Below are 25,237 nucleotides of genomic sequence, written 5' to 3' on the forward strand. Positions count from 1 at the left end.
AGGAGCCGGTTTTTGTTTGGAGACGCGGTTCGTCTCGGAAACTGTGATGCTAGCGACGGGAGGCGTAGGCGACCTGGCGGCGCGATTTGCGCTTGCCGTGCCAGGCGAGCTCGCGGTCCCCGACATCGACATGGACGAGGCCGTTGGAATAGGTGCCGACGCCGCCGACCGCCTCGATCGCCCTCGCGGCCTGCGCTGCCCGGCGGGCGGAGGTGGTGAGCGGCCGGAAATCGATGGCCTTGCCGAGATAATGCTGCGACCTGCGGGCATGGCGACCACCGCAGGTGGATGTGATCTGGATCGGGCCGATCGCGGCGATCAGCTCCTTGACCATCGCCAGCGTCTCCGGCTTCAGGCAGGTCAGCCCCCGCACCTGCGGCTGGAAGGAGACGTGTTCGGTCGGAAGATTGGCCTGCGCGACCTGCGGCAAGCCGGCAGCCAACACGGCCACCATGAGGATGTTACGCATAATAGACTCAACTGGAGGGGAAGGACGTTCACGCCACCGAAAGCGGTCTGGCTGAACAACGTGCCGCGCCTCTAGCCTCGGCTGAGGGCCAAAACATGGCAGAGCGGAACGAATGACCTGAAGCGCCGAAATGTTTACGTTTTGATCCTGGAGATGCGCCCTGGATTTCAGGCGTATCCAGGGGTTGTAGCGGAGAGTGCTACGTCCGCCGCCGGCGCCGCGGCCTCCCACTGCGAGGGGGCGCGTGCCGTCACCGCGCCGGCCCCGACGTCCCGTTGCGGGGGGCGCGTCACAGAGCGCGCGCCATCTCCCTCAGCCTGAACTTCTGGATCTTGCCCGTGGACGTCTTCGGGACTTCGGCGAAGACCACCGTGCGCGGGCATTTGAACGAGGCGAGCAGCGTCCTGCACCAGGCGATGATCTCGTCCTCGCTGACGCGCGCGCCGGGCTTCAATTCGACGAAGGCGCAGGGCGTCTCGCCCCATTTCGCGTCCGGCCGGGCGACCACCGCCGCGGCCTGCACCTGCGGATGCTTGTAGAGCGCGTCCTCGACCTCGATCGAGGAGATGTTCTCGCCGCCCGAGATGATGATGTCCTTCGACCGGTCCTTGAGCTGGATATAGCCGTCGGGGTAGCGCACGCCGAGATCGCCGGAATGGAACCAGCCGCCGGCGAAGGCCGCCTGCGTCGCCTTCGGGTTCTTGAGATAGCCCTTCATCACGACATTGCCGCGCATCATCACCTCGCCCAGAGTGACGCCGTCGGCCGGGACGGGCTCCAGCGTCTCCGGGTCGAGCACGTCGAGCCCTTCGAGCGCGGGGTAGCGCACGCCCTGGCGGGCCTTCAGCGCGGCCTGCTCGGCGGCCGGCAGGGCGTCCCAATCCCGGTTCCACTCATTGACGACGGCGGGCCCGTAGATCTCGGTGAGGCCGTAGAGATGGGTGACCTCGAAGCCGGCCTCCTGCATGGCCGCGAGCACGGCCTCGGGCGGCGGTGCCGCGGCAGTGAAGAAGGAGACTTTCTGGCCGAAGGCGCGCTTCTCCTCCGGCGCCGCGTTGAGCAGCGTCGACATCACGATGGGCGCGCCGCAGAGATGGGTGACGCCATGCTCGGCCAAGGCCTCGTACATCGCCTTGGCGCGGACCTGCCGCAGGCAGACATGGGTGCCGGCGAGGATCGAGATCGACCAGGGGAAGCACCAGCCGTTGCAGTGGAACATCGGCAGCGTCCAGAGATAGACCGGATGCCGGCCCATGCCGCAGGTCACGACGTTGGATGTGGCGAGCAGGCTGGCGCCGCGATGGTGATAGACCACGCCCTTGGGGTCGCCCGTGGTGCCGGAGGTGTAGTTCAGCGCGATGGCGTCCCATTCATCCGCCGGCATCGTCCAGGCGTAGCCGGGGTCGCCCCCGGCCAGGAACGCCTCGTACTCGAAGCTGCCCAGGCTTTCGCCCGGTCCGTCATAGACCGGGTCGTCATAGTCGATCACCAGCGGCTTCGATTTGCACAGGCTCAGCGCCTCCTTGACGATGCGCGAGAATTCCCGGTCGGCGATCAGCACCTTCGCCTCGCCATGATCGAGGGAGAAGGCGATGATCGCGGCGTCCAGCCGGGTGTTGAGCGTGTTCAGCACGGCGCCGCACATCGGCACGCCGTAATGGCATTCCAGCATGGCCGGGGTGTTCGGCAGCATCGCCGCGACCGTGTCGTTCTTGCTTACGCCATGGCGGGCCAGGGCCGAGGCGAGGCGGCGGGAGCGGGCATAGAATTCGGCATAGCTGCGCCGCAGCGTCCCATGGATGATCGCGGTCCGCTCGGGAAAGACCGAGGCGGCCCGTTCCAGGAAGGTCAGCGGCGTCAGCGGCTGGAAATTGGCCGGGTTGCGGTCGAGATCGGTGTCATAGGCGGATGCCATGGGCGCAGTCCCTGCACAGGGCCCTAGGGTCATGGGCCTGCCTGATCCAAGCGCGCTTTGGCGCGAGGCGCAATCCGGCCCTTGGTTCAGGGCAGCCAGCGCAGCCCGGTCAGCCCGTCATAGGTCAGCTTCAGCCCGACCAGCAGCAGAAGCGTGTAGATGATGCCGTAGAAGCGCTTGACCGGCACGCGGCGCACCAGCCAGACGCCGGCGATGGTCGAGAGGATCGCGACCGGCAGCAGCGCCAGGGAGGCGGTGAGGTTCTGGGTGGTGAACTGGCCGAGCGCCAGATAGGGCACGACCTTGATGATGTTGATCAGCGCGAAGAACAGCGCCCCCGTGCCGACGAAGACCGCCGGCGGCAGGCGCAGCGGCATGGTGTAGATCTGATAGGGCGGGCCGCCGGCATGGGCGATCATGCTGGTGAAGCCCGACAGCGCCCCCCAGAAAGTGCCGAGCGGAAAATTCGACCGGGTCGGCGGGAGGTCCTGCCCGCCGCGCGCGGCGAGATTGCGGATGGCGAAGGCGATCGAGATCAGGCCGACGGCCAGCACCACCGCCCCATCCGCCAGCCTCGCGGCCAGGAGGTAGCCGGCGAAGATGCCGAGCGCCGCGCCGGGCAGGAGCGTCGCCAAGGTGCGCCGGTCGAAATCGCGCCGATAGGACCAGACGGTGACGACATCCTGCGCCATCAGCACCGGCAGCATGATCGCCGCCGCGGTGATCGGCGAGACCACCTGGGCCATCAGCGGCAGGGAGAGCAGGCCGAGCCCGGAGAAACCGCCCTTCGACAGGCCCATCAGGATGACGGCCGGCACCATGGCGGCGAAGAAGGCGGGGTCGAGCAGCATGGGGAGGGGAGGGGTCCGGTGAATCGCCGAGGATTGCGCCAGATCACCGTCGCATCTGCCGGGCCGGGCTAGAAAGCTCTCTGGCGCAACAGGGCCATGTGCGAAAGTCTGTCTCGACGCAGGGGCCGGCCTCTGTGATGGGAAACGCGACACAAGACGCAAAGGGGGCATGCGCGATGACCGGACAGGGAGCCTATGAGCAGGCCTATGCGCGCTGGCAGGCCGATCCGCTCGGTTTCTGGGCCGAGGCGGCCCGGGCGGTCGACTGGATCAAGCCGCCGCAGCGGATCTTCGACGAGAGCCAGGGCGCCTATGGCCGCTGGTTCCCCGATGCCAGCTGCAACACCTGCTTCAACGCGCTGGACCGCCATGTCCGGGACGGGCGGGGCGCGCAGCCGGCGCTGATCCATGACAGCCCCGTGACCGGCACCAAGACCGTCTACAGCTATGCCGAGATGCTGGAGGAGGTGGCGACGCTGGCTTCGGTGCTGGTCGAGCTCGGCGTCGCCAAGGGGGACCGCGTCATCATCTACATGCCGATGATCCCCGAAGCGGCCTTCGCGATGCTGGCCTGCGCCCGGATCGGCGCGATCCATTCGGTCGTCTTCGGCGGTTTCGCGGCCAAGGAGCTGGCGACGCGGATCGACGACGCCGCGCCGCGGGCGATCCTGACCGCGTCCTGCGGGATCGAGCCGTCGCGCGTCGTCGCCTATAAGCCGCTGCTCGACGAGGCGATCGCCCTGTCGCACCACGAGCCGGAGGCCTGCCTGGTTCTGCAGCGCCCCCAGGCCGACGCTTCCATGCACGTCACCCGCGACAAGAGCTGGCGCGCCATGGTCGCGGCGGCCAAGGCCGCGGGGCGCAGGGAGGATTGCGTCGAGGTCGCCGCCACCGACCCGCTCTATGTGCTCTACACCTCCGGCACCACCGGCCGGCCGAAGGGCGTGGTGCGCGACAATGGCGGCCATATGGTCAACCTGCTCTGGACCATGACGAATCTCTACGACGTCAAGCCGGGGGAGGTGATGTTCACGGCCTCCGATGTCGGCTGGGTGGTCGGCCACAGCTACATCGTCTACGGGCCGCTGCTGCAGGGGGCGACCACCATCCTCTATGAGGGCAAGCCGGTCGGCACGCCCGATCCCGGCGCCTTCTGGCGGGTGATCGCCGAGCATAAGGCGGTGGCGCTGTTCACGGCCCCGACCGCGTTCCGCGCCATCCGCAAGGAGGATCCGCAGGCGCGGCACCTCGCCGATTACGACCTCTCCCGCTTCCGCGCGCTGTTCCTGGCCGGAGAACGCGCCGATCCCGACACGTTGCTCTGGGCCGAGCAGGTGCTGAAGGTGCCGGTCATCGACCATTGGTGGCAGACCGAGACCGGCAGCTGCATCGTCGGCAATCCGCTGGGGCTCGAGCTGCTGCCGGTCAAGCCGGGTTCGCCGACCGTGCCGCTGCCGGGCTACCGGGTGGAATGTCTGGACGAGGGCGGGCGGCCGGTGCCGGCGGGCACGATGGGTGCGATCGTGGTCAAGCTGCCGCTGCCGCCCTGCGCGCTGCCGACCTTGTGGGAGGCCGATGAGCGGTTTCGCGAAAGCTACCTCGCCACCTATCCCGGCTATTACAACACCTCGGACGCCGGCTATATCGACGAGGACGGCTATGTCTTCATCATGGGGCGCACCGACGACATCATCAATGTCGCCGGCCACCGCCTGTCGACGGGCGGGATGGAGGAGGTGCTGGCGTCGCACCCGGCCGTGGCGGAATGCGCCGTGGTCGGCATCAGGGACGCGCTGAAGGGCGAGCAGCCCTGCGGTTTCGTGGTGCTGAAGCACGGCGTCAGCGAGACGCCGGCGCAGATCGAGAAGGAGCTGGTGGCGCTGGTGCGCGACAAGATCGGCCCCGTCGCCGCCTTCAAGCTGGCCCTGACGGTCAACCGCCTGCCGAAGACCCGCTCCGGCAAGATCCTGCGCGCGACGATGAAGAAGATCGCCGATGGCGAGGATTATGCGATGCCGGCGACGATCGAGGATGCCAGCGTGCTGGGCGAGATCGGCGAGGCGCTGCGGGGCAGGGGCATCGGCTAGGCCGGACCCGCGGCTCCTGCGGGTCCCGGGCGCCAAGACGCCGTTTCATGACAGGCGCAAGGCCATCGCCCGACGGCGATGGCTGCGCGTATGGATAGAGCCGCCGCTCAATCCTCGTCGTCTTCGTCCACCGGGCGCTTGAGCTGCTTCAGCTTGGCGAAGACGGAATCGACGTCGATCGCAGCCTCTTCCTCGCGCTTGGGCTTGCTCATATCGGCGAAGGTCTGGCTCAGCGCCGGGGCTGCGACCGGGGCCGTCGTCTCTTCCGCCGGCAGCAGGGTCGAGCCGACCTCGGCCAGAGCGGCGGGGCGATCCTTGGCGGCGCGGCCGACCTCGAGGTCGAGGTCGATCTGCGAGCAGAGGCCGAGGCTGACGGGGTCGATCGGCGTCAGCGTCTGGGCGTTCCAATGCGTGCGGTCGCGGATCTGCGCGATGGTCGACTTCGTCGTCCCGATCAGGCGGATGATCTGCGCGTCCTTCAGCTCGGGATGGTTGCGCAGCAGCCAGAGGATCGCGTTCGGCCGGTCCTGGCGCTTGGAGACCGGGGTGTAGCGCGGGCCCTTGGCCTTCTTGATCTCGGGGACCTTGACCTTGCGCTCGGCGAGCTTGAGGTGATGGGCCGGGTTCTTGGCGGCGCGCTCCAGCTCCTCGCGGGTCAGCTGGCCGGAGGTGATCGGATCGAGCCCCTTGATGCCGGCGGCGACTTCGCCATCGGCGATGCCGCGCACCTCCAGCGGATGGAGTTTGCAGAATTCGGCGATCTGCTCGAAGGTCAGGGAGGTGTTCTCGACCAGCCAGACCGCGGTGGCCTTCGGCATCAGCGGGGGTTGTGACACGGGACAGTCTCCAGGATCTCGACGAAGCCGCCGGCAGCGATGCGGCGCGGACAAAGGCTCTCATGCGCAGACCGGCCTCCCCGGCCGGCCATCCAAATCATCGACGATGAACAGGATGACCGGCCTTATAGGCAAAGCCGTGGCGTCTGTCCATGACAAGCACGGGCTCACACCGGCTGCGATGCGCTCCGCCGCGGCCCTAGCCGACGCGCTGCTGCAGATGGCGGATCAGCGCCAGCGCCTCCGGTGGCGGGCGGCGTTCGATCCGGCGATAGACCCGGCAATCATCGGTGCGGAACACCATGCCGTTGTCGACGAGCTCGCGCCGCATCAGCGCGGGATCGCCGAAGCGCAGCCTGGCGTCGAGCAGGCGGCTGATCTCCCGCTCGCCGAAGGTTTCGGCGGCGGGGATGGCCGACCACAGCACCCAGAGGCACAGAGTTCTCTGCCAGGGCCGCGACGGCCAGCGCTCCAGCCGGCCCTCGGCATCGAAATGTCGCGCCGTGCGCAGGATGCGCAGATGGTCGATCGCGGCGGGTGGGGCGGCCGGCGCCGCGAGCCGCTCGCGCGCCTCGCTCTGGGCGCGCAGATGCTGGTAGTTGCGGTGGCCGGCGGCGCGGGCCAGCAGGTTCAGCATCTCGACATGGCCGGGCGGTGCGAGCCGGCCGGACAGCGCCTCGCGCAGCGAGCGGGCCAGTGCCGACAGATCGTCGGCGGCGAAGGGTATGGGGGTTCGCGACATCTCTCATCCTCGATGATGGCCGCTCCCGCAGGGGAGTGTCGGGGTCACCGTCTTGCGACTCGGCCGGACAAGTCGTCGGCGAGGCGGGGATGAGCAGGTTTAGCTTCCCTCGCGGGATCGGTGACGCCTGGGTGAACTGCGGACCCTGGATGCTGCGCTTCTAGACCGTGGACAGCCCCGCGATCAAGCCTCCCGCGGCACCGCCCTCAGCCCCCGGTCGTCAGCACGATCTTGCCGATATGCGCGTTGCTCTCCATCAGCGCATGGGCGGCGGCGGCTTCGGCGAGGGGAAAGGTCTTGAACATCACCGGCTTGCAGCGGCCCGCGGCTATCAGCGGCCAGACCCGGGTTTGCAGCTCGGCGGCGATCGCCGCCTTCTCGGCGATGCTGCGCGGGCGCAAGGTCGAGCCGGTATGGGTCAGCCGCTTCATCATCAGGCGGCGGAAATCGACCTCCGCCTTGGGCCCGTTCAGGAAGGCGATCTGGACGATGCGGCCGCTCTCGGCGGCGGCGTCGTAATTGCGGCTGATATAGTCGCCGCCGACCATGTCGAGGATCAGGTCGACGCCGCGCCCGCCCGTGGCCGCCTTTGCCGCCGCGACGAAATCCTCCTCGCGGTAATTGATCGCGTGGTCGGCGCCGAGATTGCGGCAGGCGAGGCATTTCTCGGCCGAGCCGGCGGTCGCGATCACGGTCGCGCCGAACGCCTTGGCGAGCTGGATGGCGGTGGTGCCGATGCCGGACGTCCCGCCATGGACCATGAAGCTCTCGCCGGCCTGCAGGCGCCCGCGCTGGAAGACATTGGTCCACACGGTGAAATAGGTCTCGGGAATGGCCGCCGCCTCGATGAGGGTCAGCCCGGCGGGGACGGGCAGGGCGTTGCTTTCATGGACGACCGCATAGTCCGCATAGCCGCCGCCCGCGACGAGCCCGCACAGCGTGTCGCCGCGGGCGAAGCGGGTCGCGCCTTCGCCCAGCGCGACGACCGTGCCGGCGATTTCGAGGCCGGGAATGTCGGAGGCGCCCGGCGGCGGGGCGTAGCCGCCCATGCGCTGCAGCACGTCGGGGCGGTTGACCCCGGCGGCGGCGACCTTGACCAGAAGCTCGCCCGGTCCCGGCTGCGGCATCGGCCGCGTCTGCAGCCGCAGCACCTCGGGGCCGCCCGGCGCGTCGAAGCCGATGGCGGAGATGCTCCGGGGTCGATCCGTCTCGAACGCAGTCGTCATGGGGCTCGTCATCCTTGATCGCACGGCTCAGGGGATTAGGCTGCCGGCCAACCGAATGGTGAATGTGAGGCAGACATGTCGATCTTTCCAGAGGAAGACCGCCCGAAACCGCAGCGCGTGCACGAGATCGGGCAGGACCTGTCGATGCTCTCGCTGGCGGAGATCGATCTGCGGATCGAGGCGCTGCAGCAGGAGATCAGGCGATTGGAGCAGGCCCGGACCACCAAGGCGGCCTCGCGCTCGGCCGCCGATTCTTTTTTCAGGAAACCCGGCTGATCGTTCGCGAGTGACCCTGCGGCATTAACCGGCCCTTAACGATTCCAAAGTATGAATCGCATCATCCAGTTTGTCTGGATGTCGAGTGGCTCCTGCCCACTCTGTTTGACGCCTCCCTGTTGACCTTCGAGCCGCCTCCGGGCGGCTCTTTTTTTGGTCCGGGGACCGGTCGACAGCCGGGCATCATCGCCGCGCAGGCCGGCCGCCGCCGTGCTTTCGCCACATCGATGTATCCCCGTTAAGGTTAACGCGATCTTACCAGCGCGGGCGCGAGGCATCGGCGCTATCCTTGCGACAGGGCGATACGGAAAGCCGCAGCGTGCCAGGGCCGCGCGGGACTGTATCGAAGAGGGATTCGTGCAAATGAACGATGCGCTGATGCTGGACGCGCGGGACGGCGAGGGAGCGATCTCCTTCGCCCGCAGCTTCGTCAAATCCGACGCCTTCATGCTGCTGTTCCGCGAGGGCATGGCGCTGGTGGAGCAGACCGCCAATTATCTCGACAGCGAAGGCCGCGCGGATTCGGCGGCTCTGCCCCGGCCGGCTGCGCTGAATTACGCCACAGAGAGCATGCGGCTGACGACGCGGCTGATGCAGATCGCCTCCTGGCTGCTGGTGCAACGCGCGGTCGCCGAAGGCGAAATGACGGTGGAGCAGGCCCAGGCCGAGAACGGCAAGATGCGGGTCGGCGAGGCCATGGTCGGTCTGGCGCCGGAGGAGGCCGAGGCGCTGCCGCAGGGGCTGCGCGAGCTGATGGCGCATTCGCTGCGCCTGCAGGACCGGATCCGGCATCTGGAGAAGCTGATGTCGGGCGCCGATGCGCCGGTCGAGCCCGCCAATCCGGTGCAGGATCAGCTTGCGAGCCTGCAGGCCAGGCTCGGGCTGGCGCGCTGACGCCGGGTTCGGCCGCGACCGATCGCCGCTAAACGGAAACGCCCGGCCGCGAGGCCGGGCGTTTGCGTTGATCTGGATCATGGGCGATCGCGGCGATCGCCGTCAGATCACTTCTTGCCGAGGGCGCTGAGCGCACCGAAGCGCGAGTTGAAGCGCGAAACACGGCCGCCACGGTCCAGCAGCTGCTGCGAACCACCGGTCCAGGCAGGATGCGTCGACGGGTCGATGTCGAGGTTGAGGGTGTCCCCCTCCTTGCCGAGCGTCGAACGGGTGAAGTATTCCGTGCCATTGGTCATGACGACCTTGATGGTGTGGTAGTCGGGATGGATGCCGGTCTTCATGGCGAAATCCTTAAGTCTCTAGTGGGCGCGGTCGTTCGCCAGGCGTTTCTGGCCGGCCCGTCGAAGAATTCGTATGAGCCTGTCTGTGAAGTCGCTGCCCATAGCGCAGCCGAGCCGACAGCGCAAGCATGACAGGACAGGCAGAGTGGCCGAAGCCGACAAGAACCCCGCCAGGACCAGGCCGGATTTCAGCACCTTGCGCTCCTTCTGGCCCTATGCCGCGCGGCAGAAGGGGCGGATCGCACTGGCGCTGCTGGCGCTGCTGATCGCCTCGGGCGCGACCCTGACCCTGCCGCTGGCGGTGCGCCGGGTGATCGATGTCGGCTTCTCCGGCGGCGAGCAGCAGCTCGCCAACAGCTATTTCATGCTGCTGATCGGCGTCGTCGCCGTGCTGGCGCTGGCCAGTTCGGCGCGCTTCTATCTGGTGATGACGGTGGGCGAGCGCATCGTCTCCGATCTGCGCAGCGACGTCTTCCGCCATCTGACGCGGCTCGAGCCGGCCTTCTTCGATTCCAGCCGGGCCGGCGATCTCGTTTCCCGCCTGACCGCCGACACCACGCAGATCAAGTCGACCTTCGGCTCGACGGCCTCGATCGCGCTGCGCAACGCCATCATGACCATCGGCGCGCTGGGGCTGATGATCGCCACCAGCCCGCAGCTCTCGGCCATCGTCATCGGCGCCATCCCGCTGATCGTGGTGCCGCTGGTCCTGTCCGGGCGCTCCGTGCGCCGGCGCGCGCGGGCGGCGCAGGACAGGCTGGCCGATGCCTCCGCCTTCGCGGCGGAAGCCGTCGGCGCGATCCGGACCATGCAATCCTTCGGCGCCTCCCGCGAGACGGCCGAGCGCTTCGCATCGGTCTCGGACGAGGCCTATGGCGCCTCGCGCGCCGCCACGGCGTCGCGGGCGCTGCTCTCGGGCGTGGCGATCTTCCTGGTCAGCGCCAGCGTGGTCTGGGTGCTGTGGACCGGCGCGACCGAGGTGTTCGAGGGGCGGATGAGCGGCGGGCGGCTGTCGCAGTTCATCCTCTACGCCGTCCTCGCCTCCAGCTCGCTCGGCCAGCTGTCGGAGGTCTATAGCGAGATTTCCGCCGCGGCCGGTGCGGCCGGGCGTCTCGGCGAGATCCTGGCGACGCCGCCCGCCATCGCCGCGCCGCCGCATCCGCGGCCGATGCCGGAGCCGCCGCGCGGCGAGCTGGCCTTCGAGGCGGTGAGCTTCGCCTATCCCGGCCGCACGGGCTCGGCGCTGTCCTCGCTCAGCTTCGCCGTCCGTCCCGGCGAGCGGGTCGCGATCGTCGGCCCCTCCGGTGCGGGCAAGAGCACGGTGCTGCAGCTCGCGCTGCGCTTCTACGATCCGCAGGCGGGGCGGGTGCTGGTCGACGGCGTCGCCGGGCCGGAGGTCGATCCCGAGGCCTGGCGCGCCCGCTTCGCACTGGTGCCGCAGGAGCCGACGGTCTTCGGCGTCTCGGTGCGGGACAACATCGCCTATGGCCGCCCCGGCGCCTCGTTGGCCGAGGTCGAGGAGGCGGCGAGGCTGGCGGCGGCGGAGGGCTTCATCAAGGCGCTGCCGCAGGGCTACGACACGATCGTCGGGGAGAGGGGCGTGACGCTGTCCGGCGGGCAGCGGCAGCGCCTGGCGATCGCCCGCGCGGTGCTGAAGGATGCGCCGATCCTGCTGCTGGACGAGGCGACGAGCGCGCTCGATTCCGAGAGCGAGCGGGCGGTGCAGGATGCGCTCGACCGGCTGATGCGAGGGCGCACCACGCTGGTGGTGGCGCACAGGCTGGCGACCATCCTCTCGGCGGACCGCATCCTGGTGATGGAGGATGGACGGGTGGTGGAGGAAGGTACGCATGCCGAGCTCAAGGCCAAGGGCGGCCTCTATGCAAGGCTGGCGGCGCTGCAATTCGCGCTGGAGGCGGCCTGATCGCGGCTAGACGGCCTGTCTCAGCGGCGCGAAGCCGATCGGCTTGAGCAACGCGGCGGCCGCGTCCGGCGGCACCGCCTGCGAGAACAGGAAGCCCTGGCCGAGCTTGCAGCCGAGGGCGCGCAGCGTCTCGAATTGCGGCACGGTCTCGATGCCTTCGGCGACGATGTCCATGCCGAGGCTGGCGCCGAGCCGCAGGATCGTCTCCAGAATCGCGCGATCCTGGACCGAATGCAGGAAGTGCCGCACGAAGGAGCGGTCGATCTTGATGATGTCGATGGGGTAGCTGCGCAGATGCACCAGCGAGGCGTGGCCGGTGCCGAAATCATCGAGCGCGACGCGAACCCCTGAGTCTTTCAGCCGCTCGAGAATGCGCTGGACCGGGCCCTGTTCCTTGTCGAGAAAGACGTTCTCCGTGACCTCGACCTCGATCATGTGGGGCGCCAGTCCGAGCTCCGCCATGCGGGCGATCAGCACGTCGCCGAAGCTCGGGTCGAGCAGCTGGGCGGTGCTGAGATTGATCGCGATATGGCCGAAATCGAGCCCCAGCCGGTGCCAATGCGCCGCCCGCTGGACGGCCTGCTCCACTACGAAGCGGCCGATGCGGGCCGAGAGTTCGGGATCGTCGAAGGCGGATTGGAAGGCGCCGGCCGTGACCACCTCGCCGCAGGGCTTGCACCAGCGCAGCAGCGCCTCGAAGCCGGCATGGCTGCCATCGTCGAGCCGCAGCTTCGGCTGATAGAACAGAGCGAGCTCGTCGGCGCCGAGGGCGCGGGCGATGTTGCGCACCGTCTCGAAGCGCTGGTCGCAATCGCGCTTCATCTGCGGATCGAAGATGCGGAACGTGTTCTTGCCGCCGGCCTTGGCCGCATAGAGGGCGATATCGGCCTGGGTGAAGAGCTCGCTCGGATTGTCCTGTCGGCTCGCATCGGGGATGGCGATGCCGATCGAGGCGCCGATCCGGAAGGAGTATTCGCCCCAGAGCACCGGCGGGCTCAGCGCCTGGAGGATCGCCAGCGCCAGGAGCCTCGCCTGGTCCGGCCCCGTGGCGTCGTCCATCAGCACGGCGAATTCATCGCCGCCGACGCGCGCGACCAGGATCGCCGTCCGGCAGACATCGCGCAGCCGCAGCGCGATCTGGCGCAGGCATTCATCGCCCAGCGCGTGGCCGAAGGTGTCGTTGACCTGCTTGAACCCGTCGAGATCGACGAGCAGCAGCGCGCCGACCGCGCCGCGGCCGCCATTCTTCGCGCCGATGACCGAGAGGGTCGCCTGGAACAGGCTGCGATTGGCCAGGCCGGTCATCACATCGCTCTCGGCGAGGTAGCGGGTCTGGTCCCACAGCGCCTTTTCCTCGGTGATGTCCTGTTTCATGCCGAAGAAGCGCACCGGCACGCCGTTCTCGGTCTCGACTTCGCCGGTCAGGCGGATCCAGCGATCATTGCCGAGGGCGGTGACGAAATGCACATCGATGCTGAAGCCGGTGCCGTCGCGGATGGCGCGCTCGCGATGGGTGGCGATGGCGAGGCGGGAGGCGGGATCGTAGAGCTTGAGGATGTCGTCCCGCTCCACCGGCGACTGGCGGGGCAAGTCGAAGAGATCGTAGACGGCGTCGGTCCAGCGCAGCCGGTTGCCGCGGGTCAGATCGCATTCCCAGACGCCGATGCGGGCGGCTGTCGAGGCACGCTCGAAGATCCGCCGGTTCTGCTCGATCTCGGCCTGTTTGCGGACCAGCTCATCCTTCGTCCGCAGGAGATTCGCGGCGAGCCGGGTGGCCTCCTCATGGCGCAGCAGCGCCGAATCCATCAGGCCGGCGAAGGAGCGCAGCGCCTCCAGAGCCGCAGCGGCGAAGGGTTGCGGGCCGCGCCGCCCGATCCAGACGATGCCGCTGCCGCTCTCCAGGGGCGCCATGGCGGTCTGCAGGCCGCCTGGCACCGGGGCGGACGCGGGATCGGCGGCATGGGCGCGCAGACCGGCTTCGTCCGAGGCCGATCGGCGCGAGGCGAAGGAAGTCCCGTCCGCGAGCAGGAGGAGCGCAGCCGAGACGCCGAGGCTGCTGCGGACGAGGTCCAGCAGGGAGGTCAGGTCGGCGTCGCGCGCTTGCGTCATCGTCGCGGCTTGAGCTCGTCAGCGGGGCAGGAGGGACGGGCGGAGCGGGTCAAAGGCGTGCGTGGCTCGACCAGTTTGGCTATGCCAACTGGACATTTAGCTACACAAAGTGACGCTAAGCGCGCACCGTTAAGCAAAGCTTATCCTGCGGCAGGTCCGCCGGGCTCATTCAGCGCGGCGGCAGCGCGGCGTAATAGGCGGCCAGCGCCGCCATCTCCTCATTGGTCATCTGCCGCGACATCACCCGCATCTCCTTGTGCGGTCGCTTGCCACTGCGGAAGGCCAGCATCTGGTTGTAGAGATAGCGCTCGTTCTGCCCCGCCAGATGCGGCACCTCTACATCCCTGGCGATCCCGTCCTCGCCATGGCAGGCGGCGCATTCGCCGACCGAGACCGGCCGTGCGCCCGCCGGCACCGCCATGCAGCAGAGGGCGAGCAGAGCCAGAGCGCCGGCAACGGAGCGGATCATCTCAGCGCTCCGTGATCTTGAACTCGATGCGGCGGTTGCGGCGATAGGCTTCATCGGTGTTGGCGACGTCGAGCGGCTGGTATTCGCCGAAGCCGGTGGCGCCGATCCTGTCGCTCGGCAGGCCGCGCGTGACGAGATACTCCACCACGGCGATGGCGCGCGCCGCCGACAGGTGCCAGTTCGACGGGAACTGGGCCGAGCGGATCGGGCGGTTGTCGGTATGGCCGTCGACGCGCAGGATCCAGGGGATGTCCGGGGGCATCTCGCCGGCGAGATCGATCAGGATGGTCGCGAGCTTGTCCAGCTCGCTGCGGCCATCGGGCTTGAGCACGGCCTGGCCGACATCGAAGAACACCTCCGACTGGAAGACGAAGCGGTCGCCGACGACGCGGATGTCCGGCCGTGTCCCGAGCACCTGGCGCAGCCGGCCGAAAAAGTCGGAGCGGTAGCGGGCCAGCTCCTGCACGCGCTGCGCTAGCGCCACGTTGAGGCGGGAGCCGAGCTCGGCGATGCGCGCCTGCTGGTCGCGGTCCTTCGCCTCCGAGGCGCTCAGCGCCTCTTCGAGCGCGGCCAGCTGGCGGCGCATCGCGACGATCTGCTGGTTGACCATGTCGACCGTGGCCTGGGCGCGTGCGGAGAGCTGCTTCTCCGCCTCGAGAGCCTTCTGGGTTTCCGCCAGCTGGGCCGGGCCGTTGCTCGCCTGCGCCTGCAACAGCCCCTCCGCCCGGCTGCGCTGGCTCTGCTCGCGCGTCAGGGTCGATTGCAGCAGCGCCAGGTTCTCCTGCGCCTCGCGATTGGCCGAGCGCTCCAGCGCCAGCAGGTCGGTCAGCTCGGAGATCTGCCGGTTCAGCCGCTCCAGCGCGGTGTCCTTGCCGGTCAGCTCCTGCGAGAGGAAGAATTGCCCGAGCACGAAGACCGAGAGCAGGAAGACGATGCCGATCAGCATCGTCGAGAGCGCGTCGACGAATCCCGGCCAGAAATTGACCTCGTCGCGGCGATGGGCGCGGGAGAGGGCCATGCTCAGTCAGCTCCTGCAGGACGGCCGGCGATCGCGCCCGGATGATGGCGCATGATCACGGCTCGGTGACATGGTCGGCGGTGAGACGCTCGATCAGCCGCTTGAGATCCTTCTCCCGGGCGGCCTGCGCCTCGACCCAGTCGCGGATCAGCTGCTGCTCGGAGCGCATGTGCTGGACTAGGCCCTGGATGCCCTCGGCGAGGTTGGCGAGCGCCTGGGTGGCCGCGCGGTTGTTGGCGCCGCCCTCGGCCATGGCCGCGCTGAGCCGGTCGAAGCGATCGGCCAGAGCGGGGCCGGTGCCTCCGGCCATGGCCGGCATCGCCGGGCCGGCGGCATTGGTGCGGCTGCTCAGCCAGGTCTCGACCTCGTTGCGGAAGCGGCGCTGGGCCTGGCCGACCTGCAGGTCGAGGAAGCCGAGGATGAGCGAGCCCGCGATGCCGAACAGCGAGGAGGAGAAGGACAGGCCCATGCCGGCCAGCGGCGCGGCGAGGCCGGCCTTCAGCTCGTCGAAGAGCACGCCGGCCTCGGCGCCCGTGCGCAGCGATTTGATGACGTTGCCGACGGAGGAGACGGTGTCGAGCAGGCCCCAGAAGGTGCCGAGCAGGCCGAGGAAGACGAGCAGCCCGCCGAGATAGCGCAGCACCTCGCGGCCGTCGTCGAGGCGTACCGCGATCGATTCCAGCACGGTCGCGGCCTGGGCGGGCGCGAGGCTGTGATCGTCCAGCGCCTGCAGCACCCCGCCGAGCGGCGCGATGACCTGCTGGCGTTCGATCTCGGCACGGCCGGGGTCGGCGGCGAGCCTGGTCGCGGCGCGCGCCTCGCTATGGATGCGCCAGAGTTCGCGCAGCGCGATCAGCATGCCGACGAGGAGCGAGCCGAGGATCAGGCCGTTGAGCCCGGGATTGGTCATGAAGGCGGTGACGAGGCCGCCCTGCAGGATGAAGCCGAGGAAGCCGATCAGGGCCAGGAACAGCAGGGCACGGATGACGTAGCGGAGCGGCCTGGAAAAGCGGGTCTCCCCCCGCATCGCCGCGGCCGTGTCCCGCTCGGCCGCCAAATCCTCAGTCGCCATGCTCATCTTCCGTTCGTCTCCGGACCGACATGCCGGCCGGGACCCCCGCCGCCCCGAACCCGCTCCCGCTCCAGACTATGACCCGCTGCAGCGCGCCGACTGTCGCCTCCCCCGTCGCCGGGATCAAGCGCCAATGACGGGCTCATGCGCCTCAGACCGCGGTCTTCAGCGCCGCGCGCAGGGCCTGCTCGCCGATCTCGTTGCCGCAGATGATGTCCCTGGCGCTGGTCGGCTGCTTGCCGTCGAGCGTGCCGAAGGTGCCGCCCGCCTCCCGGATCATCACAGCGCCGGCGGCGAAATCCCAGGTGTTGAGCCCGCGCTCCCAATAGGCGTCCATGCGGCCGGCGGCGACATAGGCGATGTCGAGCGCGGCGGCGCCCATGCGGCGGACATTGGCGAAGCGCGGCATCACCGCCGCGAGTTCGCGCAGGAAGACGGGGTGGCCGCCCTTGCCGATATGGGGCACGCCCATGCCGATCAGCATGTCGGCCGGCTCGCGCCGCCCCGAGACGCGCATGCGGCGGTTGTTGACATAGGCGCCCTTGCCCTTCTCGGCGACGAAGATCTCGTCCTTGGCGGCGTCGTAGATCACGCCGGCGACGAACTGGTTGTCGCGCTCCAGCGCCACCGAGATGTTCCAGTGCGGGATGCCGCGCAGGAAGTTGTGGGTGCCGTCGAGCGGATCGATGTGCCAGCGATTGCTTTCGTCGGTGCCGTGGACGACGCCGCTCTCCTCCATGACGAAGCCATAGCCCGGACGCGCCTTCTCCAGTGCCTCGCGCAGGATGCTCTCGGCCTTGTGGTCGGCCTTGGAGACGAAATCTCCCGGCCCCTTGGCGAGAACCTGCAGGTTCTCGATCTCGCCGAAATCGCGCTTGAGGGAGCGCGACGCCTTCATCACGGCGTCGGTCATCACGGTCATCAGGGGCGAACGAATCATCATTACCTCTTGCGCGCCCGGTGGCGCTCGTCGATCGGGGTCCGAGCCCGGGATCAGCTTGTCAAAACAGCGGCGGGCGCAGGCTGGCCTGCGCCGGCTCAATTCAGCGCGTCACTTGCTCGTCTGATTGGGCGTCGTCAAGGCCGCACCCTCGATTCGGGTGGCGGCGAGGTTGGCGGCACGGTCGCGCTGCTCCGGCGTCAGCCGCTCCAGCAGCTGATCGAGCTGCGGGTCGTCGAGGCCCTGGGCACGGGCCGCGAGATGCCAGGCGGCCGCCTCGATGGAGTCCAGCGAGATGCCGCGGCCGCTCTGGTGCAGCCGCGCGATCCGGTTCTGCGCGATCGGGTTGCCGCGCAGCGCCGCGGTCAGGAAGAGTTTTGCCGCCGCCTCCTCGTCCTTCGCCACGCCGGTGCCGTTGAACAGCATGATCGCATATTCGATCTGCGCCGGCAGATGGCCGTTGCTGCTGGCGCTCGCCATCCAGCGCGCGGCTTCCGCATCGTCCTGCGGCAGGCCGCGCCCCTCCTTGGCGAGAATGCCGAGCGCGTGCTGGGCATCGGGAACATGGGCCTGTGCCGCGATCCGCAGGCTCGCCACGGCGCGGGCGAGATCCTCCTCGCGGCCGCTCGCCAGCAGGGTCAGCGCCAGATTGTAATTGGCGGCGGGGTGGCCCTGCGCGGCCGCTCGCGCCAGCAAAGCGGCGGCGCGCTCGGCATCGCGCTTGCCGCTGCGCTCGTCGAGCAGGGCGTTGGAAAGCGCGAAGATCGCGTTGACGTCGCCGCGCTCGGCGGCGCGCTCGAACCATTCGGCGGCGACCTTCTGGTCCTCGGGCACGTTCAGCCCCTGGCGATAGATCTCGCCGATCAGGGTCATCGCCGCGGCGTCGTTGCTGTCGGCCTCGACGCGCTTCAGCGCCTCGCTCAGCGCGCGGCGATAATGCCCGGTCTGGAAGGCGGCATAGGCCTGATCGGCCTCGGCCGCGCCGAGCGGCTGCGCCGTCGCCAGCAGCAGGGCGAGCGCGAGCGCGCGCCGGGCCGAATTCATCGCACGACCTTCCGCGTCAGGCAGGCGGCGATCGCGGCATTGGCTTCCGCGACCAGGGCGCGCAGATCCACCTCGTCCGCGAAAGCCCAATCGCCGAGAGCGATGAACTCGCAGCCGGTCTCGGCCAGAGCGGGGATGGAGGCGGCATCGGGCGCATAGGCGACGCAGGGCGTCTCGAAGATCTCGGCCCACCAGCCGGCCCGCTCGACCACGGCCGCCAGCGGCGGGACCGACCCGTCGGGGCGGGGCTCCCCGAACATCACGTAGTCGACGCCCGCCTCGCCGGCATCCATGGCGTCGTGGCGGGCGCGCAAATGGCCGGCGCCGATGATCCGCTCGTTGCGCAGGCTGGAGCGCGCCTCCGCGATCGCCTCGAGCCCCTGCGTCAGATGCACGCCATCGGCGCCGCCGCGCGTTGCGACCAGCGGCGAATCCTCGACCACCAGCGCGACATTGGCGGCCTGGACGGGGCCCGACAGGCGTTTGACCCGCTCGATCCGGCTGCGATCGTCGCCCTCGCCGAGGCGCAGCAGGACGGCCGCGACATCGCCGCCGGCGAAGGCCTGCATCAGGCGGAAGGCCATCGGCTCGGCCTCCGTGACGGGCGGGGTGACGAGCATCAGGCGGGTGGGTGCGGAAGGACTGGTCATGATGTCTTACGCAAACGGCCCATGCCGGCATCCAATGTCAAGACCGTGAGCCCTGCGACCAGGCTCCAGAAGGCGGAGCCGATGCCGAAGAGCGAGAGGTTGGAGGCCGCCACCGCAAAGGCGATGACCGCGGCGAAACGATGGCTCTCGCGGGCCATGGCCTGGCCGAGCGCGCCGGTGAGCGAGCCGACGAGGCCGAGCCCAGCGACGGCGACGATCAGCGCCTTGGGCATGGCGACGATCAGCGCCAGCAGCAGCCCGGCGCAGGCTGCGATGCCGAGCCAGACGAGGCCGTAGGCGATGCCGGCCTTCCAGCGCCGGGCGGGATCGGGATGGGTGTCCGGGCCGGTGCAGATCGAGGCGCTGATCGCGGCCATGTTCACCATATGCGCGCCCATCGGCGCCGTCAGGAAGGAGGTCAGCCCGGTCACGAACAGCGCGGCCGAGGTCGGGGGCGCATAGCCATCGGCGCGCAGCACGGCGAAACCCGGGAGATTCTGCGACGCCATGGTGACGAGGTAGAGCGGGATGCCGAGGCCCAGAATGGCGGCGATGTCGAAGCGCGGCATCACCCAGGCGATGGCCGTGAGCGGGATGTCGCCGCCCGGCCAGCTTGCGAGGCCGGTGCCGAAGCTGATGGCGATTCCGGCGAGCAGCGCCGCGATCACCCCGAGGAACGGGCTGAACAGCCGTGCGATCAGGAAGATCGCGAGCAGGGGCAGCACCAGCGCCGGCGACAGGCTCATCTCGTCGAAGACGGCGACCACGAAGCGGAAGATGATGCCGCCCAGCATCGCCGCGGCGATGCTCATCGGGATGCGCTCGGTCAGCGCGCCGAGCGGGCGGAACGCAGCGGTCAGCATGGTCAGCCCCGCCGCGGTGAGGAAGGCCCCGATCGCGGCCGGCAGATCGAGCCCGGTCGTGGCCGCGATCAGCGCGGCGCCCGAGGTCGACCAGGCGCAGATGATCGGCATCCGGTAGCGCCAGGACAGGAACAGGCTGGCGCTGCCCTTGGCGAGCGCCAGTCCCACCACCCAGGACACGGTCTGGACCGGCGTCGCGCCGAGCGCCTGGGCGGCGGCGAGCACGACGGCGATCGAGGCGGCGAAGCCGACGAAGGCTGCGACGAAGGCTGAGAAGAGGAGCGACATCATGGCCCGGCCGGAAGCGGAAGACGCTGCCTTCTGTCAGATATCGCGGCGGGCTGGAAGCGCCGGCATGCCGGGCCGGCACGCAGGCGGTGGCGGGCGCCGGCTGCGCCCGATCGCAACAATGCGTCACCCTGCCGTCACGGAAGCTTGATTAGTTTGGAACTAGACAAGCCCCAATCATCTGCCGAGGCGGAGAGACGACATGACCCAGGATGCCAGCGAACCGACCATGGCCGACGAGACCGACCATGAATCCACCTTCGGCGCCAGCCTGCTGGAGCATGAGGACGCCGCGCCGCAGAACCCGACGGATAATCCGACGATGGGCGAGCTCATCGGCCAGCGTTTCTCCCGCCGCGGCCTGCTGAAGGGCGCTTTGGCCGTCTCCGCCATCTCGGCCACGGTCGGCACCGTCGCGCTCGAGACGGCGGGGCAGGCGCGGGCCGAGGGCGCGCCCTCCGCCTTCGCCTTCAAGGAGGTGGAGGTGGGCGTCGATGCCGACCACCACGTCGCCGAGGGCTATGACGCGCAGGTTCTGTTGCGCTGGGGCGACCCGCTGACCCCGGATGCGCCGGCCTTCGACCCGGCCAGGCAGTCGCCCGAGGCGCAGGCCAAGCAGTTCGGCTACAACAACGACTTCGTCGGCTATCTCCCGATGCCCGGCGCGGCCGACCCTTCGGCGCATGGGTTGCTCTTCGTCAATCACGAATACACCAACCCGCATCTGATGTTTCCGGGCGTCGTCGAGGTCAAGGACGGCAAGCCGGTGATGAAGAACGCGACGGAGGAGCGCTTCAGGATCGAGGCCATGGCGCATGGCGCCACCATCGCCGAGATCCGGCGCAGCGAGGGGCGCTGGGCGCTGGTTCGCGATTCCCGGTTCAACCGCCGCATCACGGTGGCGACCGAAATGGCGCTGTCGGGCCCCGTCGCCGGCAGCGAGCGGGTCAAGACCCAGGCCGATGCCAGCGGCCGCAAGGTCTTCGGCACGCTCAACAACTGCTCCGGCGCGATGACGCCCTGGGGCACGTTCCTCTCCGGGGAGGAGAATTTCCACGGGTATTTCTCCGGGAAACTGCCGGAGGGGCACCGCGAGGAGGCCAATTACAAGCGCCTCGCCATCCCCTCGGCGCCCTATGGCTGGGGCCGCTTCGAGGAGCGCTTCGATCTGGCGAAGGAGCCCAACGAGGCCAACCGCTTCGGCTGGGTGATCGAGGTCGACCCGTTCGACCCGCATTCCGTGCCGAAGAAGCGCACCGCGCTCGGGCGCTTCAAGCATGAGGGCGCGGACAACATCGTCACCCGGGACGGGCGTGTCGCGGTCTATCTCGGCGATGATGAGCGCTTCGACTATGTCTATAAATTTGTCACCGAGCGGCGGTTCGATCCGAAGGACCGCGCCGCCAATCTCGATCTCCTGGATTCCGGCACGCTGCATGTCGCGAAATTCTCGGCCGACGGCACGCTGGCCTGGCTGCCGCTGGTCTTCGGCCAGGGACCGCTGACGCCGGCCAATGGGTTCACGAGCCAGGCGGATGTGCTGATCGAGACGCGCCGGGCCGGAGATCTGCTGGGCGCGACCAAGATGGACCGGCCGGAGGACATCACCCCCAATCCGGTGACCGGCCGGGTCTATGTGATGCTCACCAACAATACGAGCCGCAAGCCCGAGCAGGTCGACGCCGTCAATCCACGCGCCAAGAACGCCTTCGGCCATATCATCGAGATCAGCGAGGATGGCGGTGATCATGCGAGCACGAGCGGCCGCTGGGAAATCCTGCTGACCTGTGGCGATCCCTCGGTGGCGACGGTGGGGGCGAGCTTCTCGACCGATACCTCCCGCAATGGCTGGTTCGGCATGCCCGACAATGCGGTGGTCGACACGGCGGGGCGCCTGTGGGTCGCCACCGACGGCAATAATGTGAAGGAAACCGGGCGCACCGACGGGCTCTGGGCCGTCGATACCGAAGGCGCGGCGCGGCGCACATCGAAACTGTTCTACCGCGTGCCGCATGGCGCGGAATTGTGCGGCCCGTGCTTCACCCCCGACGATACGACCGCCTTCGTGGCGGTGCAGCATCCGGGCGATGACGGGCCGGACTGGCCGGAATTCGGTCGCCGCTCCTATTACGAAGATCTCTCCACCCGCTGGCCGGACTTCAAGCCGGACATGCCGGTGCGCCCCTCCGTGGTGGCGATCACCCGCAAGGGCGGCGGCAAGATCGGCGTCTAGCGCCGGTCGGCGGGAGGCGGGGACAGCGCGCGGGCAGGCGGATCCGGTTTGGCCGGACCCGCTTCGCGTCTCGAGCGCGCTACCCCCGCATCGCGAGGGGATAGCGCGCCGTCATGGTCGGCAGGCGCGGCTCAGGCCGCCTTGTCGAAGGTCGGGTCGAGTTCGCCCTTGGCGTAGCGCTTGGCCATTTCGGCGGTGGTCAGCACCCGCTTGATCTTGCTGGCCTGGCCGGCGGTGTTGAACTCCTGCAGGCGCTGCTTGCAGAGCTGCGTCATGGCTTCCATAGCCGGCTTCAGATACTTGCGCGGGTCGAATTCGCCGGGGTTCTCGGACAGGATTTTCCGGATCTGCCCGGTCATCGCCATGCGGTTGTCGGTGTCGATGTTGATCTTGCGGACCCCGTGCTTGATGCCGCGCTGGATTTCCTCGACCGGCACGCCCCAGGTCTGGGGCATCTTGCCGCCATATTGGTTGATGATGTCCTGGAGGTCCTGCGGGACGCTGGAGGAGCCATGCATCACGAGATGCATGTTCGGCAGCTTCTTGTGGATCTCCTCGATGACATGCATCGCCAGGATCGCGCCATCGGGCTTGCGGGTGAATTTATAGGCGCCGTGCGAGGTGCCCATGGCGATGGCCAGCGCGTCGACCTTGGTCTCGGCCACGAATTTCACGGCCTCGTCCGGGTTGGTCAGCAGCTGGTCATGGCTGAGCTTGCCCTCGAAGCCGTGCCCGTCCTCCTTCTCGCCCTCGCCGGATTCCAGCGAGCCGAGCACGCCGAGCTCGCCCTCGACGGAGATGCCGCCGAGATGGGCCATCTCCGTCACCGTACGGGTGACCTCGACATTATAGTCCCAGTCGCCCGGGGTCTTGCCGTCGGCCTTGAGCGACCCGTCCATCATCACCGAGGTGAAGCCGGCCTGGATCGCGGTCATGCAGGTGGCGGGCTCGTTGCCATGGTCGAGATGCACGCAGACAGGGATGTGCGGATAGATCTCGGTGACCGCGTCCATCATGTGCTTGAGCATGATGTCGTTGGCGTAGCTGCGCGCGCCGCGCGACGCCTGGATGATGACGGGGGCATCGGTCGCATCCGCCGCGGCCATGATGGCCAGCGCCTGCTCCATATTGTTGATGTTGAAGGCTGGCACGCCGTAATCATTCTCGGCGGCATGGTCGAGCAGTTGGCGAAGCGTGATGCGGGCCACGATGGTCCTCCCGGAGGCAAGCAAGGTCTGGCAGGGATTTAGTGCGTCCCGTCGCAGTTCGCAAAGTGAAAGCGACGCGCGCGGCGCGCCGCCCGCCGGCGCCTGTCGTGACGCCGGCTGCCGAGGGCCCGCCGGCGCGGGCCCTCCGCTTGGCGCAGGCTCACTCGCCCTGATTGAGGACGATCGGCTTCAGCCCATTATTGGTCAGCCCGTATTTGGCGATCAGCGAATCATAGCCGCCATTGGCCTGCAGCCGGTCGAGCGCGCCCTTGACCGCGTCGCGCAGCTGCGTGCCCTCGGGCGTCTTGGCGAAGGGGATGCCGGTCAGCGAACGGGTAAAGGGCAGGCCGAGCGGCACATAGGTGTTGGGCTCGAGCTTCTGGAAATGGCTCATCGTCTCGCTGCCCTGGACGCCGCCCTGCAGGCGCTGCGTCTTGAGCTGGGTGCGCGCATCGACCGAGCCCTCGGTGCCGACGACGGTGATCGCCGGCTTGCCCTTCGCGACGCAATTGGCTTCGCTCCATTCGCCGATCTGGCGCGGCCAGTTGGTGGAGCGGCTGGCGCCGACCGATTTGCCGCAGAGATCCTCCGGGGTCTTGATCGAGGCGGCGAAGGCGCTGACGGTGTAGAATTGCGCGCCCGAGACCATGTAATCGACGAAATCGGCGGTTTCACGCCGGGCCGGCAGATCGCTCATCCCGGCCATGACCATGTCGACGCGCCCGGTCTGGAGCGAGGGCAGCATCTGCGCGAAAGCGGTCTCCTGCCACTCGGCCTTGACCCCCAGCTCCTTGGCGATGGCTTCGCCGAGCTCGATGTCGAAGCCGCTCAGCGCATTGGTGGCGGGGTCCTTGAAGGCGATCGGCGGGTAGTTCGGCTGGGTCGCGATCACGATCTTGCCGGCGGTCTTGATGCGATCGGGCAGGGCCTGGGCCTGGGCGGACAAGGCGGTCGCGGCCAGCAGGGCCGTGGCGAGCGAGAGACGAAGCATGGAATTCTCCTTGGCGGATGGTCAGGTGAGGACGGCGGCGATGAAATTGCGCGTGCGCTCGTGCCGGGGCGCGGTCAGGATCGTCGCCGGCGAACCGCGCTCGACGATCTCTCCCTTGTCCATGAAGATCACGTCGCTGGCGACTTCGCGGGCGAAGCCGAGTTCATGGGTGACGACGATCATCGTCATGCCGCTGGAGGCGAGATCGCGCATCACCGCGAGCACCTCGCCAACCAGCTCCGGGTCGAGCGCCGAGGTCGGCTCGTCGAACAGCATCAGCTTCGGCTTCATCGCCAGGGCGCGGGCGATCGCGATGCGCTGCTGCTGCCCGCCCGAGAGCTCGATCGGATAGGCGTTGCGCTTGTCGGAGAGCCCGACCCGCTCCAGCAGCGTCTCGGCTTCCGCGACCGCCTCGCGCCGCGGCCGGCGCAGCACCGTCACCGGACCCTCGACGATGTTTTGCAGCGCCGTCATGTGGTTGAACAGGTTGAAGCGCTGGAAGACCATGCCGGTCGCCAGGCGCTGGCGGGCGATCTCGGCGTCGCTGAGCTCATGTAGCTCGTCGCCGCGGCGCCGATAGCCGATCAGCTCGCCATCGACCTCGATCGCGCCGGCATCGATCGTCTCCAGCTGGTTGATGCAGCGCAGCAGCGTGCTCTTGCCCGAGCCGGAGGGGCCGATGATGCATTGCACCGCGCCGGGCGCGATGCTGAGCGAGACCCCGTTCAGGGCCTTCAGCGGGCCGAAGCGCTTGACCACATTGGCGGCGACGACGATGGGCTTGTCCATGA

Annotated in this window: 23 protein-coding genes; 5 read left to right on the top strand and 18 right to left on the bottom strand. The window is 68.6% G+C overall.

Annotated features, from left to right (window positions below):
• Nucleotides 1-49: 49 nt before the first annotated feature.
• The 3 genes from ASG72_RS19445 to ASG72_RS19455 all read right to left on the bottom strand — a co-directional run bounded on the left by ASG72_RS19445 (nucleotide 50) and on the right by ASG72_RS19455 (nucleotide 3,235).
• Complete coding sequence (locus ASG72_RS19445) at nucleotides 50-469, bottom strand: DUF882 domain-containing protein (RefSeq protein ID WP_082540498.1); 420 nt, start codon at nucleotides 467-469, stop codon at nucleotides 50-52.
• 289 nt (nucleotides 470-758) lie between these two features.
• A complete protein-coding gene (locus ASG72_RS19450; RefSeq protein WP_056716190.1) occupies nucleotides 759-2,384 on the bottom strand; it encodes an acyl-CoA synthetase in 1,626 nt (541 codons plus the stop codon).
• 86 nt (nucleotides 2,385-2,470) lie between these two features.
• Nucleotides 2,471-3,235, bottom strand: a complete 765-nt coding sequence (locus tag ASG72_RS19455) for a sulfite exporter TauE/SafE family protein (RefSeq protein WP_056716193.1) — start codon at nucleotides 3,233-3,235, stop codon at nucleotides 2,471-2,473.
• A 176-nt stretch (nucleotides 3,236-3,411) separates the two neighbouring features.
• Between ASG72_RS19455 and ASG72_RS19460 the strand changes: the two genes are divergently transcribed.
• On the top strand, nucleotides 3,412-5,322 hold the full coding sequence (locus ASG72_RS19460; RefSeq protein ID WP_056716197.1) for a propionyl-CoA synthetase: 1,911 nt from the start codon (nucleotides 3,412-3,414) through the stop codon (nucleotides 5,320-5,322).
• A gap of 107 nt (nucleotides 5,323-5,429) precedes the next feature.
• Here ASG72_RS19460 and ASG72_RS19465 read toward each other — a convergent pair whose 3' ends face one another.
• The 3 genes from ASG72_RS19465 to ASG72_RS19475 form a co-directional block, all read right to left on the bottom strand.
• A complete protein-coding gene (locus tag ASG72_RS19465) occupies nucleotides 5,430-6,158 on the bottom strand; it encodes a cell cycle transcriptional regulator TrcR (protein WP_056716203.1) in 729 nt (242 codons plus the stop codon).
• Between the two features lie 199 nt (nucleotides 6,159-6,357).
• The gene (locus ASG72_RS19470; RefSeq protein WP_056716206.1) at nucleotides 6,358-6,900 is read right to left on the bottom strand and encodes a DUF2087 domain-containing protein; all 543 of its coding nucleotides are present in this window, start codon (nucleotides 6,898-6,900) and stop codon (nucleotides 6,358-6,360) included.
• A gap of 206 nt (nucleotides 6,901-7,106) precedes the next feature.
• Complete coding sequence (locus tag ASG72_RS19475; protein WP_056716209.1) at nucleotides 7,107-8,126, bottom strand: NAD(P)H-quinone oxidoreductase; 1,020 nt, start codon at nucleotides 8,124-8,126, stop codon at nucleotides 7,107-7,109.
• A 75-nt stretch (nucleotides 8,127-8,201) separates the two neighbouring features.
• Between ASG72_RS19475 and ASG72_RS19480 the strand changes: the two genes are divergently transcribed.
• Nucleotides 8,202-8,402 (top strand): DUF1192 domain-containing protein, encoded by a 201-nt coding sequence (locus tag ASG72_RS19480; protein ID WP_056716213.1) that lies wholly within the window; start codon nucleotides 8,202-8,204, stop codon nucleotides 8,400-8,402.
• Nucleotides 8,403-8,765: 363 nt separating this feature from the next.
• Complete coding sequence (locus ASG72_RS19485) at nucleotides 8,766-9,296, top strand: DUF1465 family protein (RefSeq protein ID WP_244488881.1); 531 nt, start codon at nucleotides 8,766-8,768, stop codon at nucleotides 9,294-9,296.
• 107 nt (nucleotides 9,297-9,403) lie between these two features.
• On the opposite strand, the gene rpmE is transcribed toward ASG72_RS19485, so the two are convergent.
• Nucleotides 9,404-9,637, bottom strand: a complete 234-nt coding sequence (gene rpmE / locus ASG72_RS19490; RefSeq protein ID WP_056716216.1) for a 50S ribosomal protein L31 — start codon at nucleotides 9,635-9,637, stop codon at nucleotides 9,404-9,406.
• A gap of 196 nt (nucleotides 9,638-9,833) precedes the next feature.
• Between rpmE and ASG72_RS19495 the strand changes: the two genes are divergently transcribed.
• Complete coding sequence (locus tag ASG72_RS19495; protein WP_244488889.1) at nucleotides 9,834-11,561, top strand: ABC transporter transmembrane domain-containing protein; 1,728 nt, start codon at nucleotides 9,834-9,836, stop codon at nucleotides 11,559-11,561.
• 6 nt (nucleotides 11,562-11,567) lie between these two features.
• Here ASG72_RS19495 and ASG72_RS20470 read toward each other — a convergent pair whose 3' ends face one another.
• From ASG72_RS20470 to ASG72_RS19535, 8 genes are all read right to left on the bottom strand, one after another.
• Nucleotides 11,568-13,670: a bifunctional diguanylate cyclase/phosphodiesterase gene (locus tag ASG72_RS20470; RefSeq protein ID WP_082540500.1), complete on the bottom strand. Its 2,103-nt coding sequence runs from the start codon at nucleotides 13,668-13,670 to the stop codon at nucleotides 11,568-11,570.
• A 169-nt stretch (nucleotides 13,671-13,839) separates the two neighbouring features.
• A complete protein-coding gene (locus ASG72_RS19505; RefSeq protein WP_056716221.1) occupies nucleotides 13,840-14,139 on the bottom strand; it encodes a c-type cytochrome in 300 nt (99 codons plus the stop codon).
• Nucleotide 14,140: 1 nt separating this feature from the next.
• Nucleotides 14,141-15,157 carry a peptidoglycan -binding protein gene (locus ASG72_RS19510; RefSeq protein ID WP_056716224.1) on the bottom strand — a complete coding sequence of 339 codons (1,017 nt, stop codon included), beginning with the start codon at nucleotides 15,155-15,157 and terminating at the stop codon, nucleotides 14,141-14,143.
• 55 nt (nucleotides 15,158-15,212) lie between these two features.
• Nucleotides 15,213-16,184: a hypothetical protein gene (locus tag ASG72_RS19515; protein WP_056716586.1), complete on the bottom strand. Its 972-nt coding sequence runs from the start codon at nucleotides 16,182-16,184 to the stop codon at nucleotides 15,213-15,215.
• Nucleotides 16,185-16,380: 196 nt separating this feature from the next.
• Nucleotides 16,381-17,169 (bottom strand): inositol monophosphatase family protein, encoded by a 789-nt coding sequence (locus tag ASG72_RS19520; RefSeq protein ID WP_056716589.1) that lies wholly within the window; start codon nucleotides 17,167-17,169, stop codon nucleotides 16,381-16,383.
• 111 nt (nucleotides 17,170-17,280) lie between these two features.
• Nucleotides 17,281-18,213, bottom strand: a complete 933-nt coding sequence (locus ASG72_RS19525) for a tetratricopeptide repeat protein (protein ID WP_056716226.1) — start codon at nucleotides 18,211-18,213, stop codon at nucleotides 17,281-17,283.
• Nucleotides 18,210-18,863, bottom strand: a complete 654-nt coding sequence (locus ASG72_RS19530) for a thiamine phosphate synthase (RefSeq protein ID WP_082540501.1) — start codon at nucleotides 18,861-18,863, stop codon at nucleotides 18,210-18,212. The genes ASG72_RS19525 and ASG72_RS19530 overlap by 4 nt, the downstream gene beginning before the upstream one ends.
• Nucleotides 18,860-20,017: a benzoate/H(+) symporter BenE family transporter gene (locus ASG72_RS19535; protein ID WP_056716232.1), complete on the bottom strand. Its 1,158-nt coding sequence runs from the start codon at nucleotides 20,015-20,017 to the stop codon at nucleotides 18,860-18,862. The genes ASG72_RS19530 and ASG72_RS19535 overlap by 4 nt, the downstream gene beginning before the upstream one ends.
• Nucleotides 20,018-20,243: 226 nt before the next feature.
• Here ASG72_RS19535 and ASG72_RS19540 point away from each other — a divergent pair, with 226 nt between their 5' ends.
• Nucleotides 20,244-22,247, top strand: a complete 2,004-nt coding sequence (locus tag ASG72_RS19540; RefSeq protein ID WP_056716593.1) for a PhoX family phosphatase — start codon at nucleotides 20,244-20,246, stop codon at nucleotides 22,245-22,247.
• Nucleotides 22,248-22,378: 131 nt separating this feature from the next.
• Here the strand turns inward: ASG72_RS19540 and fba are convergent, their stop codons facing one another.
• From fba to ASG72_RS19555, 3 genes are all read right to left on the bottom strand, one after another.
• Nucleotides 22,379-23,455 (bottom strand): class II fructose-bisphosphate aldolase, encoded by a 1,077-nt coding sequence (gene fba / locus ASG72_RS19545; RefSeq protein WP_056716235.1) that lies wholly within the window; start codon nucleotides 23,453-23,455, stop codon nucleotides 22,379-22,381.
• Nucleotides 23,456-23,615: 160 nt separating this feature from the next.
• A complete protein-coding gene (locus tag ASG72_RS19550; protein ID WP_056716238.1) occupies nucleotides 23,616-24,446 on the bottom strand; it encodes an ABC transporter substrate-binding protein in 831 nt (276 codons plus the stop codon).
• Between the two features lie 21 nt (nucleotides 24,447-24,467).
• Nucleotides 24,468-25,235 (bottom strand): amino acid ABC transporter ATP-binding protein, encoded by a 768-nt coding sequence (locus ASG72_RS19555; protein WP_056716241.1) that lies wholly within the window; start codon nucleotides 25,233-25,235, stop codon nucleotides 24,468-24,470.
• Between the last annotated feature and the right edge of the window lie 2 nt (nucleotides 25,236-25,237).

This window comes from Allobosea sp. Leaf344, from assembly GCF_001426225.1.
Taxonomy (GTDB): domain Bacteria; phylum Pseudomonadota; class Alphaproteobacteria; order Rhizobiales; family Beijerinckiaceae; genus Allobosea.

Coding starts and splice junctions, on each gene's coding strand:
- ASG72_RS20470 (WP_082540500.1), bottom strand. CDS start 13,670: ATGACGCAAGCGCGCGACGCCGACCTGACCTCCCTGCTGGACCTCGTC.
- ASG72_RS19540 (WP_056716593.1), top strand. CDS start 20,244: ATGGCCGACGAGACCGACCATGAATCCACCTTCGGCGCCAGCCTGCTG.
- ASG72_RS19520 (WP_056716589.1), bottom strand. CDS start 17,169: ATGATTCGTTCGCCCCTGATGACCGTGATGACCGACGCCGTGATGAAG.
- ASG72_RS19485 (WP_244488881.1), top strand. CDS start 8,766: ATGAACGATGCGCTGATGCTGGACGCGCGGGACGGCGAGGGAGCGATC.
- ASG72_RS19480 (WP_056716213.1), top strand. CDS start 8,202: ATGTCGATCTTTCCAGAGGAAGACCGCCCGAAACCGCAGCGCGTGCAC.
- ASG72_RS19460 (WP_056716197.1), top strand. CDS start 3,412: ATGACCGGACAGGGAGCCTATGAGCAGGCCTATGCGCGCTGGCAGGCC.
- rpmE (WP_056716216.1), bottom strand. CDS start 9,637: ATGAAGACCGGCATCCATCCCGACTACCACACCATCAAGGTCGTCATG.
- ASG72_RS19455 (WP_056716193.1), bottom strand. CDS start 3,235: ATGCTGCTCGACCCCGCCTTCTTCGCCGCCATGGTGCCGGCCGTCATC.
- ASG72_RS19505 (WP_056716221.1), bottom strand. CDS start 14,139: ATGATCCGCTCCGTTGCCGGCGCTCTGGCTCTGCTCGCCCTCTGCTGC.
- ASG72_RS19555 (WP_056716241.1), bottom strand. CDS start 25,235: ATGGACAAGCCCATCGTCGTCGCCGCCAATGTGGTCAAGCGCTTCGGC.
- ASG72_RS19530 (WP_082540501.1), bottom strand. CDS start 18,863: ATGACCAGTCCTTCCGCACCCACCCGCCTGATGCTCGTCACCCCGCCC.
- ASG72_RS19470 (WP_056716206.1), bottom strand. CDS start 6,900: ATGTCGCGAACCCCCATACCCTTCGCCGCCGACGATCTGTCGGCACTG.
- ASG72_RS19535 (WP_056716232.1), bottom strand. CDS start 20,017: ATGATGTCGCTCCTCTTCTCAGCCTTCGTCGCAGCCTTCGTCGGCTTC.
- ASG72_RS19475 (WP_056716209.1), bottom strand. CDS start 8,126: ATGACGACTGCGTTCGAGACGGATCGACCCCGGAGCATCTCCGCCATC.
- ASG72_RS19450 (WP_056716190.1), bottom strand. CDS start 2,384: ATGGCATCCGCCTATGACACCGATCTCGACCGCAACCCGGCCAATTTC.
- ASG72_RS19510 (WP_056716224.1), bottom strand. CDS start 15,157: ATGGCCCTCTCCCGCGCCCATCGCCGCGACGAGGTCAATTTCTGGCCG.
- ASG72_RS19515 (WP_056716586.1), bottom strand. CDS start 16,184: ATGCGGGGGGAGACCCGCTTTTCCAGGCCGCTCCGCTACGTCATCCGT.
- ASG72_RS19445 (WP_082540498.1), bottom strand. CDS start 469: ATGCGTAACATCCTCATGGTGGCCGTGTTGGCTGCCGGCTTGCCGCAG.
- ASG72_RS19550 (WP_056716238.1), bottom strand. CDS start 24,446: ATGCTTCGTCTCTCGCTCGCCACGGCCCTGCTGGCCGCGACCGCCTTG.
- ASG72_RS19525 (WP_056716226.1), bottom strand. CDS start 18,213: ATGAATTCGGCCCGGCGCGCGCTCGCGCTCGCCCTGCTGCTGGCGACG.